At 67.4% G+C, this 15,108-nt stretch carries 15 protein-coding genes; 12 read left to right on the top strand and 3 right to left on the bottom strand.

What is annotated here, in order from left to right; translation table 11 throughout:
• On the bottom strand, window positions 1–1,172 hold a 1,172-nt coding region (locus AC2W7M_RS08400), incomplete at its 3' end, for an alginate O-acetyltransferase AlgX-related protein (protein ID WP_486131602.1).
• Between the two features lie 3 nt (window positions 1,173–1,175).
• Window positions 1,176–2,471 carry an MBOAT family O-acyltransferase gene (locus AC2W7M_RS08405; protein WP_486131604.1) on the bottom strand — a complete coding sequence of 432 codons (1,296 nt, stop codon included), beginning with the start codon at window positions 2,469–2,471 and terminating at the stop codon, window positions 1,176–1,178.
• A 1,344-nt stretch (window positions 2,472–3,815) separates the two neighbouring features.
• Between AC2W7M_RS08405 and xth the strand changes: the two genes are divergently transcribed.
• The 9 genes from xth (at window position 3,816) to AC2W7M_RS08450 (ending at window position 11,168) form a co-directional block, all read left to right on the top strand.
• A complete protein-coding gene (gene xth, locus AC2W7M_RS08410; RefSeq protein WP_486131606.1) occupies window positions 3,816–4,604 on the top strand; it encodes an exodeoxyribonuclease III in 789 nt (262 codons plus the stop codon).
• Window positions 4,605–4,662: 58 nt separating this feature from the next.
• A complete protein-coding gene (locus tag AC2W7M_RS08415; RefSeq protein WP_486131608.1) occupies window positions 4,663–5,055 on the top strand; it encodes a GFA family protein in 393 nt (130 codons plus the stop codon).
• A 519-nt stretch (window positions 5,056–5,574) separates the two neighbouring features.
• Window positions 5,575–6,273, top strand: a complete 699-nt coding sequence (locus AC2W7M_RS08420) for a DUF2848 domain-containing protein (RefSeq protein WP_486131610.1) — start codon at window positions 5,575–5,577, stop codon at window positions 6,271–6,273.
• A gap of 50 nt (window positions 6,274–6,323) precedes the next feature.
• Window positions 6,324–7,313 carry an ABC transporter substrate-binding protein gene (locus AC2W7M_RS08425; protein WP_486131612.1) on the top strand — a complete coding sequence of 330 codons (990 nt, stop codon included), beginning with the start codon at window positions 6,324–6,326 and terminating at the stop codon, window positions 7,311–7,313.
• A gap of 69 nt (window positions 7,314–7,382) precedes the next feature.
• A complete protein-coding gene (locus tag AC2W7M_RS08430) occupies window positions 7,383–8,189 on the top strand; it encodes an ABC transporter permease (protein WP_486131613.1) in 807 nt (268 codons plus the stop codon).
• 8 nt (window positions 8,190–8,197) lie between these two features.
• Complete coding sequence (locus AC2W7M_RS08435; protein ID WP_486131615.1) at window positions 8,198–8,986, top strand: ABC transporter ATP-binding protein; 789 nt, start codon at window positions 8,198–8,200, stop codon at window positions 8,984–8,986.
• Between the two features lie 285 nt (window positions 8,987–9,271).
• A complete protein-coding gene (locus AC2W7M_RS08440) occupies window positions 9,272–10,174 on the top strand; it encodes an FAD-dependent oxidoreductase (protein WP_486131617.1) in 903 nt (300 codons plus the stop codon).
• Window positions 10,090–10,470, top strand: a complete 381-nt coding sequence (locus AC2W7M_RS08445) for an FAD-dependent oxidoreductase (RefSeq protein ID WP_486131619.1) — start codon at window positions 10,090–10,092, stop codon at window positions 10,468–10,470. Before AC2W7M_RS08440 ends, AC2W7M_RS08445 begins: the two co-directional genes overlap by 85 nt.
• Window positions 10,467–11,168, top strand: coding sequence for a GntR family transcriptional regulator (locus AC2W7M_RS08450; RefSeq protein WP_486131621.1), 702 nt, complete (start codon window positions 10,467–10,469; stop codon window positions 11,166–11,168). Before AC2W7M_RS08445 ends, AC2W7M_RS08450 begins: the two co-directional genes overlap by 4 nt.
• 10 nt (window positions 11,169–11,178) lie before the next feature.
• Here AC2W7M_RS08450 and AC2W7M_RS08455 read toward each other — a convergent pair whose 3' ends face one another.
• The gene (locus AC2W7M_RS08455; protein ID WP_486131623.1) at window positions 11,179–11,973 is read right to left on the bottom strand and encodes a GntR family transcriptional regulator; all 795 of its coding nucleotides are present in this window, start codon (window positions 11,971–11,973) and stop codon (window positions 11,179–11,181) included.
• A gap of 183 nt (window positions 11,974–12,156) precedes the next feature.
• Between AC2W7M_RS08455 and AC2W7M_RS08460 the strand changes: the two genes are divergently transcribed.
• From AC2W7M_RS08460 to AC2W7M_RS08470, 3 genes are all read left to right on the top strand, one after another.
• Entirely contained in the window at window positions 12,157–13,179 is a 1,023-nt protein-coding gene (locus AC2W7M_RS08460) for an ABC transporter substrate-binding protein (RefSeq protein ID WP_486131625.1), read from the top strand.
• Window positions 13,180–13,261: 82 nt separating this feature from the next.
• Window positions 13,262–14,617, top strand: a complete 1,356-nt coding sequence (locus AC2W7M_RS08465) for a metallophosphoesterase family protein (protein ID WP_486131627.1) — start codon at window positions 13,262–13,264, stop codon at window positions 14,615–14,617.
• A partial coding sequence (locus tag AC2W7M_RS08470) for a hypothetical protein (protein WP_486131629.1) occupies window positions 14,506–15,108 on the top strand: 603 nt, incomplete at its 3' end. The genes AC2W7M_RS08465 and AC2W7M_RS08470, both read left to right, overlap by 112 nt.

The raw sequence follows: 15,108 nt of genomic DNA on the forward strand, positions 1-15,108 counted from the left end.
TCACGGCGTCGGGCACCGCGGCCGCGACCTTGGCCTGAGCGCCGCCATCCGGGCGCGGCAGGTGCGCGGCCAGGCGCCGGCGCGCAGGTGAAGAAGCGCTCGCCGCGGGCATAGATGACGATGTCCGGCTTGAAGCGCAGCAGGTTGTCGAAATTGAAGTCGCAGGAGCCGAGCACCTGACGCGAGGCGTGCATCCAGCCCACCTCGCTGACGTTGGAATTCATGAACAGGCGCGGCCAGACGAGAGCGCTGAAGCTGTCGCCCATCACCAGCACGCGCGGCCCGCCGCCGCCATAGGGGAACACGGTGGAGGCGAAGGGGCGGAACACGTTGTGGTGCGGCAGGCGCGGGTCGGGCGCGAACTTGCGGAGCGGCACGTTGAGCGTGAAATTGTGGTCCTGGATCTGCGGCGGCATGCGCATGCTGCGCAGCAAGTCGCCGGGCGGCACCGGCCGCTGCGCGCCGATGGCCCGCGAGAGGTCGAGCGCCCATTCGGGATGCCCCGCCGCCGTCACCGCCGCATTGAAGGCGGCGACCGAGGAACGGAAGTTCCAATGGGTGTCGGTGAGCAGATAGCGCGGATAGGGCGTCTTGCGCAGCGCCGCGCGCAGGTCGACCGCGGTGACGCCCAGCGCCTTCATGGCGCCGAGCATGAGGTCGTACTCGGTGGTCTTGTAGGCCAGCCGCTCGTGCCATTCCGGCAGGCCTTCGAGGTCCACCGACTGCGCGTTGGGCGGCAGCGCCACCACCAGCTTGGCGCCGCGCACCGAGAGGATGGCGTTCATCTCGCCGATCATCTCGGCGAAGCGGCGCACGCCCGCCACCCGCACCAGGGCTCCGGCGGACTGCTCGGGGCTGTTCTCGCGCCCCCAGAACAGCTGGCCGGTGCGGCCGGTATAGATCGGCCGCGTGTCCGGCGAGTCCAGCTCCGCACGCAGCTCGCGGCGCAGCACCGGCAGGGAGGCGCGGAAGCCGAAATTGTCCTGGATGAACTCGCCCACATTGTTGAAGGCGACCGAGATCATGTGGCCGTAGCCCAGCTCCGGCCGCAGCGCCGAGCGCCAGGTGAAGCGCCCGAGCGGATCGGGGATGAGGTTCGACAGCAGCAGCAGCGCGAAGATGCCGACGATCATGGCGCCCATGTAGCGGCGATGGTGCGAGAGCAGGGGCATGGCTCAGAACCGGTAATAGAGGAACGGCGTCGACGTGGCGCCGCCGATCCAGATGACGCTCATCACCATCAGCACGCCGATGAAGACATAGTCCGCCACCATGGCGAAGCGCCCCTCGCCGGACAGGATGGGCCAGCGCTTCCACTGCCAGAAGCCGATCGCCGAGCCGACGATCATGGCGACGATGGCGAGCGGGGTGAGGCCGAAGCTGAGCGCCATGGAGGGGCGGTAGAAGCCGTTCAGCCCGATGAGGCCCTGGAACATCTCCACCGCCTCCGGCATGGAGTTGGTGCGGAACAGGCACCAGCCCACCATCAGCACCCCCATGGCATAGATCTGCGCGAGGCCGCCCGGCAGGCGCTCCAGGATGCGGCCGAGCCCGGCGCGCTCCATGGCCAGGAACATGCCGTGATAGCCGCCCCACAGCACGAAGTTCCAGCTCGCCCCGTGCCACAGGCCGCACAGCAGGAAGACGATCCAGAGGTTGATATAGGTGCGCGTCTCGCCCTTCCGGCTGCCGCCGAGGGGGATGTAGAGATAGTCGCGCAGGAAGGTGGACAGGCTCATGTGCCAGCGGCGCCAGAACTCGGTGATGCTCTTCGAGGTGAGCGGCACCCGGAAGTTGCGCGGCAGCACGAAGCCGACCATCACGCCGAGGCCCACGGCCATGGTCGAGTAGCCGGCGAAATCGTAATAGAGCTGGATCGTGTAGGCGAAGACGCCGAGCCAGGCCTCCACGAAGGTGGGGTTGGTGGTGGTGTCGAAGATGCCGTCCACGAGCCGCGCCAGCTCGTCGGCGATCAGCACCTTCCAGGCGAGGCCGATGGCGAACAGCCGCGCGCCGGCGGAGAAGCGCCCCCAGGTGGTGCGGCGCTTGGAAAGCTGTCGCGCCACCGTGTTGTAGCGCACGATGGGGCCGGCCACGAGCTGCGGGAACATGCACATATAGAGCGCGAACTGGGCCGGGTCCTTGTTGGCGCGCACCTTCCGCTTGTAGATGTCGGCGATGTAGGAAATGGCGTGGAAGGAATAGAAGGAAATTCCGAGCGGCAGGCCGATGGCGGGAACCTGAAACGAGAAGCCGGTGGGCTCCAGAAGCACGTTCAGGTTCTGGACCAGGAACCCGGTATATTTGAAGATGCCGAGGAGCCCGATATTGAACGTCACGGCCACGACGAGCATCTTCTTGCGTTCGGCCCCCTCGCGCCGGTCGATCATCTGCGCGAGGAAGAAGTTCACCGCCACCGAGAAAAACAGGACGATGATGTGCGGCGTGTAGCCGGCCGCGTAGAAGACCACGGAAAACGCAAGAAAGATGTAGTTCCGCGTCGTAATCGTCTTCGCGGAAAATACAGGGCCAGGAACAGGGGGAAGAAATAAAAGAGAACATCGATCGAGGCGAACGTCATGCCGGAATACCGCGGTGGCCGGAGCGAGGATCGTCCATGCCATTCTTTGCCGCCGCCCGCAAGCTGGGAGGGGGCGGGGGTCCGCTTGGACATGACGGGCGCCGCGGCGCCCTCTCCCGCTGGCAAGAGGGTTCAACGGACCGGTGGACCGGCCCGCATCCGACCCAACCGCACTCACCCCACGCGTTGATTCGCCCCCGAGTTGCCGACCTTCGGTGAAATCCAAAGGATCGCTTGCCCACGGAACGGATGCTGATGCAAGCGATCCGCCACCACACGAACCTACCGCCCGCCACCAGGGGTCGAACCAGGGGGTTGCCTAGCCGGACACGACTTCACCTTTTTGCGACTTGTAGCGTCCGACAAACTGCAAGCAAATTCAAGTTCGCCACAGCACAACACAACATAAGAATTGCAACGGGTTATTGGCCACAAAAATATGTCCCATCCGGATTATCACGCGGAAATTTACCCCACTGGCAGACGCGCACCCAATATCTCTCGTTTCCATATATCGGGACCATAATATTTTGGCCGCCGCTAAGCGGATAACTGCACCAGTTTCGACAGTTTTGACTGCCACGAATTGCGATCTGCATAGGAACCGAACAGCTATTTGCTAATACGAGCCTATTATTATTATTATAAAATGTCTCTGCACAATGTTGTTGCGCAATAGCAGCTTCAGGCTGGATCACGAGGCCGGCCATTACGGTGGCGCCAAAAACAAATATCCCGCCAGGAATTTACGATGCATCGAATCTCTCCCAGATCTATCTGGTGATCAGGATTGCGGTTTGCTTCGGTTATTGCATCCTCCAATTGGAGTAGAGGCATCCGGTCGTGCTCCGCAGAGGCGCAGCCGTGAAATATGATGAAATCAAGCTCAAGGTGGGGGTTCCAGATGGATAGAGAGCCTAATCATTGAGCCGAGCCTACCCCGGCATCCACGGCGGATACTCCGAGCTGAGAAGATACTTAAAGTCTGCAGACAGGATGGTGTCCGCACTATTCGGTTGTCGCGCAGGGGCTTGGCCCATGACGGCCGGAGGGAAAATCAGCGATCTCTCCAACCAGCTCGACGCCAAGGCGGAAGGCATTGAGGCATTGCCACGCTGCTGATTGGTGGGACTCGCATTCGCCTGGATTTTCAAGAGCCGCCCCCTCGTCCAACCGCCCTCTACCCTTGCGCGGCGCCGCCGCGCGCTATCCTCGCCGGCCCGAGGAGCCCCCCATGCGCATCGCCACCTGGAACGTGAACTCCATCCGCCAGCGGCTCGACCACGCGGTGGCGTGGCTGAAGGCGACCGATCCGGAGGTGGTCTGCCTCCAGGAGATCAAGTGCCAGACCGAGGCGTTCCCGAAGGAGCCGTTCGAGAGCCTCGGCTACAATGTGAGCGTGCACGGCCAGAAGGGCTTCAACGGCGTCGCTTTGCTCTCCAAGCTGCCGCTGGAGGACGTGACCCATGGGCTTGCCGGCGACTACGGCGACGAGCAGGCGCGCTTCATCGAGGCGGTGGTCTCGGTGAAATCGGGCGTGGTGCGCGTCGCCTGCCTCTACCTTCCCAACGGCAACCCGCCGGACACCGAGAAATACCCCTACAAGCTCTCTTTCATGGCGCGCCTGAAGGCGTTCGCCGAAGACCGGCTGAAGCTGGAGGAGCCGCTGGTGCTGGCCGGCGACTTCAACGTCATCCCCATGCCGGAGGACGCCGCCGACCCGGCGGCCTGGACGGGCGACGCGCTGTTCCTGCCGCGCACCCGGCAGGCATTCCGCGAATTGATCCATCTCGGCCTGATCGACGCCGTGCGCGCCGCCTCCGATGCGCCGCGCCTCTTCACCTTCTGGGACTACCAGGCTGGCGCCTGGCAGCGCGACAACGGCATCCGCATCGACCACCTGCTGCTCTCGCCGCAGGCGGCGGACCGGCTGATCGCCGTGGGCATCGACAAGCATGTGCGCGCCTGGGAGAAGCCGTCCGACCACGTGCCGGTGTGGGCCGATCTCGCCATCGCCACCTGAGCGAGACCGACGGGGCGGGATTCATCCGGGATTGGCCGGGATTTCAGGGAGAACGGTCATGGTCCTCCAAGGCGGCTGCCTGTGCGGCGCGGTGCGCTACCGGCTGCGCCATCCGCGCGCGGCCTATTGGTGCCACTGCACCCTCTGCCGCCGCGCCTCCGGCTCGGCCGCCCTGCCGTGGGTCACCGTGGCGCGCGGGGATTTCGAGGTCGTGCAAGGGGTCATGGCGACCTACGCCTCCTCCCCCGGCGTCTCCCGCGGCTTCTGCGGCACCTGCGGCAGCCCGATCCTGTTCGACATGGCGCGCGAGGATGCGGTGGACGTGTCGCTGGGCACCCTCGATGACCCGGACGTGCTGACGCCCACCCACCACATCTGGACATCAACCGCCCTCGCCATGGCGGACGGCCTCGGCCCCGGCCTGCCGCGCCACGCGGCGGAGGCGCCGTAGCACGCAACCGCCGGCGCCGGGAAAAGCCCTGGCGCGATGGCGCATCCTTGGGCATCGCGGCGCCTCACGCTTCGGCATCCGGCCGCGACGACCGCGCCCGGAGACGCCCCCACGGATGCATTTAACCGCGACCCTTCAATGTCTTATCATAATAGGACAGCGACAATTCCCTATATGGCATCGCGTGCGAGGCTTCTGAAATCCGCCTGAAATTTCAGCTTGAAACCGCCGCGCAGATCGCTTTGTATCCAAGGCAACGCCGCCCGATCCGTTCGCGCCTGAGGCCGCTTGCCGGAGGTCCCTTCCACCCCATGCACCCAGCAGACCGCGCCCCCTCCCGCGCCGACGGCGGCGCGGCGTCGGCCGCCCGCCCGGAAACGACGGACCGGGCGGGGACGCTCCCCGACACACGCACGCCCAGCTGACCGGCGCCGTCGCGTGGGGATCGGGCGCCGCCGCTTCACCCCCCTGATGGTAGCGCCGATCCCGCTTTTTCAGACCCCAGCAGGAGGAAGCAAGATGTCCGCAGCCGGACACGCCCAGGCCCTGACCTTCACCATCCACGCCGACGGCCGCGCCTTTGAGGAAACCGTCCTCATCCGCACCGCCGTCATCGCCGGCTGGACCGGACGCGACAAGGCCGCTCTGGAAAAGCACATCAAGGAGCTGGAGGAGCTGGGCGTGCCGCGCCCCGCCTCGACGCCGATCTATTACCGCGTCGCCGCCGCCCGCCTGACCACCGCCGACGCGATCGAATCCACCGGCCCGGATTCGTCCGGCGAGGTGGAGTTCATGATCCTCAAGACCGGCGCCCGCCGCTTCCTCGGCATCGGCTCGGACCACACCGACCGCAAGGTCGAGACCTACAACATCACCGTCTCCAAGCAGATGTGCGACAAGCCGGTGGCGCCCGAACTGTGGGCGCTCGACGAGGTGCTGCCGCACTGGGACCGCCTGATGCTGCGCTCCTACGCCGTCACCGGCGGCGAGCGCGCGCTCTACCAGGAGGGTTCGGTCGCCGCCATGCTGCCGCCACTGGACATCCTCGAGGGCTATGACGGGCCGTTCGAGGGCGGCGCCGCCATGTTCTGCGGCACCCTCGCCGCCCATGGCGGCATCCGCCCAGCCGACCGCTTCGAGTTCGAGATCGAGGACCCGGTGCTCGGCCGCACCATCCGCCACGGCTACGACGTGATCGTGCTGCCCGTGCTCGGCTGAGTGTCGGACCGCCCGACCCGTCCACCAGAACAACCGGAAGGGGACAAGCCATGACGACGATTTTAGGCACTCTGACGCGCCGCTCCGCCGCCGTTGCCGGCCTTCTGGCCGGCGCCCTGGCGCTCGCGACGCCCGCCCACGCGCAGGAGACAGTCTCCGGCGCCGGCGGCCTCGCCCCGCCCTCCAACGGCTCCTTCCTGGTGCCGATCATCCAGAAGCGCGGGCTCGACAAGAAATACGGGCTCGACTTCGACATCAAGCTCTACCCGAACCCCGGCATCCTCTATTCGGACTTCGCCGCGGGCCGCACCACGCACGTCTTCGGCGCGCTGTTCTCGGGGGCGAACTTCTACACCCGCGGCATGCCGGTGCAGCTGCTGTTCACCATCTCCACCGCCAACCACGCCTTCGTCTCCAACAAGGCGGACATCACCAAGCCGGCGGACCTCAAGGGCAAGACGGTGGCGGCGACCACCTCGTCCGGCTTCTACGGCATGGCCTCGTTCTTCCTGAAGCAGAACGACCTCGACCCGCGCAAGAACATCAACGTGGTCGATGCCGCCCCGGCGGCGGTGCAGACCATGCTGCTCGCCGACCGCGCGGACGCCGGCCTGCTGTTCGACCCGGCCCTGTCCTCGACCCTCATCAAGGGCTTCCACCTGGTGGGCGACATGAACGCCTCGATCCGGGACGCCCTCGGCATGAAGTCCGACGCCCCGGTCTGGTATCTCGGCGCGTTCGCGCACAAGGCCTGGATCGACGCCAACCCGGACAAGGTTCAGGCCACCCTGAAGATGTGGCAGGAGGCCGCCGACTTCTACAACACCAATCCGGAAGAGGCGGACAAGATCATCTCCGAGTTCGCCAAGGTGCCGGTGGAGGCGCTGCAGGAGAGCCGTAAGATGAAGATCACCACCTTCGTGGTCGTGCCCGCCATCGAGCAGAAGGACAACCTCGACGCCCTGTTCAAGGGTTCAAGGAAGCGGCTCCTCAATGCCGTCCCCGACGCCGGCGTCTATTACGCCTGGCCGAAGAAATAAGCGACAGAAACGACGGTCCCGGCCGCCGGCTTCGCCGCGCCGCCGGGACCGGTCACGGAGGATCGCCTCATGTCCGACATCGCAGTCGCGGCCCCCGCGCCGAGCCGCCTCCGGCGCGGCGCCGTGCGGGTCCTGAAGGCCGTCGCGCCGTTCGCGGTGCTCGCCATCGCCTGGCAGACCGCCTCGCTGTTCTTTCCGCCGATCCTGTTCCCGAGCCTCGGCGACATCGCGAAGAACATCCTCACCATCCTCACCACCTGGGACATGCTCTCCCAGGGGCTCATCACCTTCGCGCGGATGATGTTCGCGGTGATGCTGTCGCTCCTCATCGGCGTGCCCATCGGCCTCGCCATGGGGCTGTGGCGCGGCGCGGACGACTTCCTGCGCCCCCTCATCAAGTTCATCATGGGCGTGCCGGCGCTGAACTGGGTCATCATCGTCGTGATCTGGTTCTCCAACGTGGAGCTGCGCATCGCCTTCGTGCTGGTGATGCTGTGCGTGCCGATCACCGCCTTCTGCGTCTATGACGGCGTGCGCTCCATCGACCGCCGGCTCACCGACATGGTGCTCTCCTTCGGCGCCAGCCGCGCGCAATACATCCGCCTGCTGCTGTGGCCGTTCGTGAAGTCGTTCGCCTTCACCGCCACCAAGCTCAACATCGGCAATGCGGTGCGCACCGTGATCGTGGCCGAGCTGGTGGGCGCCTCGTTCGGCATCGGCCGCGAACTCGACCTCGCCAAGAACGTCTTCGACATGGCCATGGTGCTCGCCTGGACCCTGATCATGGTGGCGGTGGCGATCCTGATGACCCACGGCGTCGAGGCCCTCGAACGCATCGTGCTGCGCTGGCGCGGCGACCACCACGACCGCACGTGAGGCCCGCCATGACCGCACAATCCCCCGTGAAGATCCGCGTCGAGAAGGCGAGGAAGTCCTTCATCCAGAAGAGCGGCGGCGCCGTGGAGGCGATCCGCGAGCTGACCTTCGACGTGGCCGACAACGAATATGTCGCCATCGTCGGCCCCACCGGCGCCGGCAAGTCGGTGCTGTTCGACTGCCTGCTGGGCCTGAAGAGCCTGGACGGCGGGCGCATCACCATCGACGGCGAGCCGGTGGAGAAGTTCATCCGCAAGAAGGGCCGCATCGCCCGCATCTTCCAGGAGGACCGCCTCCTGCCCTGGCTCACCGCCACCGACAATGTGGCGCTCGGTCTGCAGATCCAGGGCGTGCCGGAGGCCGAGCGGCGCGAGCGGGCGCGCGAATGGCTCAGGGCGGTCGGCCTCGGCGCCTTCACCGAGGCGCTGCCGAGCGAGATGTCGGGAGGCATGCGCCAGCGCACCAACATCGCCCGCGCCTTCGCCACCGGCCCGGATATCATCCTGCTGGACGAGGCCTTCAGCGCGCTGGACGAAATCACCGCCATGCGCCTGCGCTCGGACTTCCGCGCGCTGGCGCGGCGCCAGAAGATGACGTTCCTGATCGTCACCCACTCCATCGACGAGGCGATCTATCTGGGCACCCGCATCCTGGTGTTCGGCGCGCCGGCGCGCCTCGTGCACCAGATCGCGGTGCCCGAGGGCGCCAGCGACACCCCGGCCGAGGTGGACCGCATCCGCTCGGAGATCCGCCACTGGATCTCCGTGTCGGGGCGGGACGCGTCGTCGGCTGCGTGAAGGCTGCGAGGCACCGACATGGGGTTGAGAGATCCGCGGCATTTGCCGTTCCGTCACCCCCCGGCTTGTCCGGGGGGTCCACGCCTGTGGGCCGGGCCTGCCCGGTTCTGACACGGCGCGCGAGCCGCGCGGTGGATGCCCCGGACAAGCCGGGGCATGACGGCAGGAGGACATGAGACCAGCGAGGGTGGCGCTTCCCGACACCCTGAGGAGCACGCGCCGCACACCGGTCCGATACCGAGGTGTTTTCGAGACCCATAGGACACGAGGCAAGGACGAAGCGAAATGGAAGAGCGGGTCTTCATCGCCGGCGCGGGGCCGGTGGGCATGGTGGCGGCGGCGGAGCTGGTGCGGCGCGGCGTGCCGGTGACGGTGTTCGAGGGCGAGCGGGCGCTGGCGACGGAATCGCGCGCCTCGACCTTCCACCCGCCGACGCTCGACATGCTGGACGAGCTGGGCGCCGCCGAGGAACTGATCGCCGAGGGCCTTGTCGCCCCGCGCTTCCAGTACCGGCGCATGAGCGGCGAGGTGATCGCCGACTTCGACTTTGCCGCCATCGCCGATGCCACGCGGCACCCCTACCGGCTCCAGTCCGAGCAGTTCAAGCTCACCCGGATCCTTCTGAACAAGCTTGAGGGCACCCCGGGGTTCGAGATCGAATTCGGCCGCCGCGTGGTGGGCGTGACGCAGGACGCGGACGGCGTCTCGGTGGAGATCGCCCGGGAGGGCGGCGCGGTGGAGACTCGGCGCGGGCGCTGGCTGATCGGCGCCGACGGCGCCCGCTCGCAGGTGCGCCAGGCGCTCGGCATCGAATTCGAGGGCTTCACCTGGCCCGAGCGCTTCCTGGTGCTCTCCACCCCGTTCGACTTCTATTCCGTGATGCCGAACCTGGACGCGGTGTCCTACGTCGCCGACCCCGATCTGTGGCACTTCCTGCTGAAGGTGCCGGACCTGTGGCGGGTGATGTTCCCGGTCCATCCCGACATGAGCGACCAGGACGCGGTCTCCGCCGCCTTCGGCCAGTCGCTGCTGAAGCGCGCCTGCCCGGCCGGCCGCCGGCGTTCGAGATCGCCCACGCCACCCTCTACCGGGTGCACCAGCGCGTGGCGAAGACCTACCGCGTCGGCCGCGCCTTCCTGGCGGGCGATGCCGCCCACATCAACAACCCGCTCGGCGGCATGGGCATGAACGGCGGCATCCACGATGCCGTCAGCCTCTCCCAGCGCCTCGCCAACGTGTGGCACAAGGAGGCCGGCGCGGACGAACTCGACCGCTACGACCTCCAGCGCCGGCAGGTGACGGTGGAATACGTGCAGACGCAGACGATCCAGAACAAGCGCAACCTGGAGGCAGCGAGCCCCGAGGACCAGGCGCGCTTCACGCAGCAGATGCGGCACGTCAAGGACGACCCCGCCGCCATGCGGGACTATCTCTTGCGGGTGTCCATGTTCGCGAGCCTGAAGCGCGCGGCGGAGCTGGGATGATGCCGAGCGAGCGCGCGCCGGACCTGATGACGCTCGACGCGGGCGAGGACCGCGAGGGTGCGGGCGCGCCGCGTTCGCTGCGCGACGAGGCCTACGAGACCATCAAAAGGCGCATCATCATGTGCGCCTTCCGCCCCGGCGAGGCGCTGAGCGAGGCGGCGGTGTCCGCCAGCCTCGGCCTCGGGCGCACGCCGGTGCGCCAGGCGTTCGACCGGCTGATGCGCGACGGCCTCGTGGAGGTGCTGCCGCGCAAGGGCATCATCGTGCGCCCCATCTCCCACGACGAGGTGCGCGACATGGTGGACGTGCGCCTTGTGAACGAAGGCTTCTGCGCCCGCCTCGCGGCCGAGCGCGCCACGCCGCGCGTGATCGCGGCGCTTGCCGACAACGTGCGTCAGGGCGGGGCGGCGGCGGCCGCGCGGGACATCGAGATGCTGATGCGCCTCGACGCCGAGTTCCACGCCGCCATCTCGGCGGCAGCGCGCAACGTGGTGCTGGGCGAGATCCTGCGGAATCTGCACGAGCATGCCCAGCGTGTGTGGTTCGTCTCGCTGCGCGCCCCCGAGCACCACCGCCGCGTGGTGGACGAGCACGCCGCGATCGTCGACGCCCTGCGCGCGGGGGATCCAGATGCGGCCGAAGCGGCATCGCGGGCGCACATCCTCTCCTTCGCGGAAAACGTGACGCGCCAGCTCTGACCGCGCGGGGCTAAACCCGTGGCACTTCCAGCGTGGTGTTGAACACCACGAGATCGCCCCGATACTGGCCGATGCCGAGATAGAGCACGACGCCGTCCTGGTCGGTGATGACGCGCCGGACCTCGCCGACCGGCGCGCCCACCGGCAGATCGAGCCAGCGCGCCACCGTGAGGTCGGCCGCCATGATCCGGAACGACTGGGACATCTTCTGCAGGCTCGGCCCACACACCTTGCCGAGCAGCGGGATGACCATCTGCGTGTCGAAAGCCTCGGGCGCCTGGGCATAGACGTGGCGGGCCAGATAGACGTCGATCACGCAATAAGGCTGGGCGTTCGCCCGGTGGACACGGCGCATGTAGCGGTAGGATGCCGCCGGCTGCCCCTCGTTCGGGCCGAGGCGCGGCGGCGCGCTTTCGGGGTCCACCACCAGCGGCTCGGGCAGGTTGCCGTCGAGCATCTTCAGGAAGTTGTGCCAGTCGGAATCGAGCTGGATGATCTTGCGCTCGGGCGCGCCGCTGGCGACGAAGGTGCCCTTGCCCTGCACCCGCTCGATGAGGCCGTCGTCCGCCAGCACCCCCAGCGCCTGGCGGGCGGTGACGCGGGCGACGCCGTACATCTCGGAAAGCCGGTCCAAGGTCGGGAGCTGCGCGCCCACCGGCCAGCGGCCCTCCTCGATCTCTGCCCGCAGAAGGTTCGACAGTGCCACATAAAGAGGCACCGCCGAGGTGCGCAGGCGCTTGCGCGCCTCTGCCGCCTCATGGGCGCCCTCGGCGCCGCCGTCCGTCATCTCAAGGGGTACGTCCACGACCCGTCCGCGCTCCACGGTGCACCTGTTTCCCTTTAGATGAAAACGGCCGTGCCGTTCAAATGAGCTTGTGTGATGGTTGACCATACCATAGGCTTTTGACGTCACATAGGGGAGACGACCGGAAGCGGCGCCCCCGTCGGCGCCGGTGCTGGCGCTGCGCTCCAACCAGAGGAGTTGTCGATGTCCCTTCCCTTCAGCCCGCGCCGCCTGGCCGGTTCCGCCCTCATTGCGGCCGCTGCGCTCGCCTGTGCCGGAGCGCCCGCGCGCGCCGAGATGTCGTCCGTCAAGGTCGCCACCCAGATCGGCCTGCCCTATCTGCCGCTCATCGTCATGCAGCACGACAAGCTGTGGGAAGAGGCGGCCAAGGCCAAGGGCCTCGATCTCAAGGTGGACTATGCCCGCCTCGGCGGCGGCGGCCCGCTCAACGACGCGCTCTTGTCCGACACCGTGCAGATCGCCTCCGCCGGCCTCTCGCCGCTCCTCACACTGTGGGACAAGACCTCCAAGAATTATGGCGTGAAGGCGCTCTCGGCCATTAACGCCTCGCCCATGTTTCTTCTGACCAATAAGGACAGCATCAAGTCCATCAAGGACTTCGGACCCGACGACCGGATCGCGCTGCCGTCCATCAAGGTGTCGATCCAGGCCATCGTGCTCGCCATGGGCGTGGAGCAGGCGTTCGGGCCGGGCAAGTCGGGCGAACTGGACAACATCCAGGTCTCCATGGCCCACCCCGAGGCGTTCGCGGCGCTCACCAGCAAGGCGGGCGGCATCACCGGCTACATGGCGAGCTCGCCGTTCCAGGAGCGCGCGCTCAAGGTGCCCGGCATCCGCAAGGTGGCCGATTCCTTCACCATCCAGGGCGGCCCGGCGACGCTGAGCGTGATCTACGCCAAGGCTGACTTCGTGAAGAACAACCCGAAGCTGGTCGAGGCCTTCATGGAGGCGCAGAAGAAGGCGGTCGGCCTCATCAAGTCCGACCTGAAGGGCTCCATCGACAAATACTATGCGGTGACGGGCGACAAGACCGACCGCGCCATCGTCGAGGAGATCCTCGCCTCGCCGACCTACGACTTCGACATCTTCCCGAAGGAAAGCATGAAGATCGCCGAGTTCATGTACAAGACCGGCGCGCTGAAGCAGAAGCCGGCTTCCTGGAAGGACTACTTCTTCGAGACCGTGCATTCCGAAAAGGGCAGCTGAGCCCCGGTGCGGCGCCCCGCCTTCGCCGGGCGCCGCACCCTTTCGACGCGACACCCCTCCCCCCAAGCGTTTTGAGTCCGTGATGCTGCATCCCGAGACACGCCTTTTCACGTTCGCCGTCGTGGGCGACACCCATGTGAAGCCCGAGAGCGGCGACCAGTCCGCCCCCTGGAAGGTGAACGAGCGCGCCACCGGCCGCGCCCGCTTCATCGCCCGCGAGATCGCGCGCTACGCGCCGCAATTCGTGATCCATCTCGGCGACCTGGTGCACCCGGTGCCGGAGCTGCCCACCTTCGACGAGGCGGTCGCCCTCACCCAGGAGGTGTTCCGCCAGCATCACAACCGGATGCACGTGCTGCCGGGCAACCACGACATCGGCGACAAGCCCAACCCCGCCATGCCGGCCAAGGGGGTGCGCGAGAGCTGGATCGCCATCCACGAGAAGACCTACGGGCCGAGCTACCGGGTGGTCGACCACGACGCCATCCGCGTCATCACCCTCAATACGCCGGTGATGAATTCGGGCCTGCCCATGGAGGCCGCGCAGCGCCAATGGCTGGAGGAAACGCTGGCCGCCTCGCAGGGCAAGCGCGTGTTCGTGTTCATGCACTATCCGCTGTTCGTGCTCTCCCCCGACGAGCCCTCCACCTATGACAATGTGGACGAGCCGGCCCGCTCGGACCTCCTGGCGCTGTTCGCCCGCCACGCGGTGGAGGCGGTGTTCGCGGGGCACGTGCACAATATCTTCTACCACCGGCTTGCCGGCACCGAATACTATGTGATGCCGGCCACATCCTTCGTGCGGCAGGACTATTCCGAGATGTTCCGCATCGAGGCGGCGCCGGAGAACGGCCGCGACGATGCCGAGAAGCTCGGCTTCGCGCTGGTGGACGTGCATGCCGACGGCCATGTGGTGCGCTACGTGTCGAGCTATGGCCGTGAGCTGGGCGCCGCCGATGCCGCGTCGCCCGTCGCCCCGCGCCTCGCGCTCAAGAGCGCGCACCCGAAGCTGCCCGGCGCGCGCCGCTCGGCGTGTTCATGCGCCACCCCTGGGCGGAGATCGTGGCGCTGCCGCAGAACGGGCCCATGGACGAGTTCGTGCGCAAGCGGGCCCGCAACGACTATCCGCTGGCCGCGCTCTGGCGGCTCGGCACGCGGCGCCTCAGGGTGCCGCTCGACGACCTCATCGACCCCTATGCCCGCGCCCGCATGGGCGATCTGGTGGCGAACGGCTTCCGCTTCACCGTCTCGGGCTTCGGCGTGCCCAAGGGCGCGGCGCGGCAGGCGCTGGTCGAGAACCGCGACCTCGTCGACCGCTTCGAGTGCGTGCTGCCGTTCGATGCCATCGCCGCCGCCAAGGACGACCTTTCCGCCTTCCGTGCCGCGCTCGGCCGGCCGGTGCTGCTGGCGCGGGTCGCCACCTCGGCGGACGACGTGAAGGTGGGCTCGAAGATCGAGCTGTTCGTCTCCCATGGCTTCCGGCCGGACCAGTTGCCGGAGGTGGAGAGTCTCCTGGACCTGCCGGTGGATGGCTTCGTGATCCGCGCCGGGCTCGGCACCGATCTCGTCGCGCTCTCCGCCGAGCTCGACGCCTTCGCCACCCGCACCGGCGCGCTCATGGATCTGCATCTGCGCGTCGCCGCCAACAATCCGGCGGCGAACGTGACCGACGACGGCGCCATCCTCGCCGCCGCTGCGGAGCTTTACGCCTGCGCGCTGGCACATCCCGCGGTCGCCATGTTCCTCGACCCGTTCATGGACCTCGACCGGGGCTATTTCGTCCGCCACGGTTTGGTGGACCGGCGCTGCAACCTGCGCATGACAGGCCTCGCGGTGGAGGCGCTCGCGGCCTTCCTGCCGGAGGGCGGCGCGCGCCCCGTGCTCACCGCCGCCGACAGCCCGGAGGGCCGCACGCTGGCGCTGAAGGGC

The organism is Xanthobacter sp. BG11Y11_SDJG (assembly GCF_057364445.1).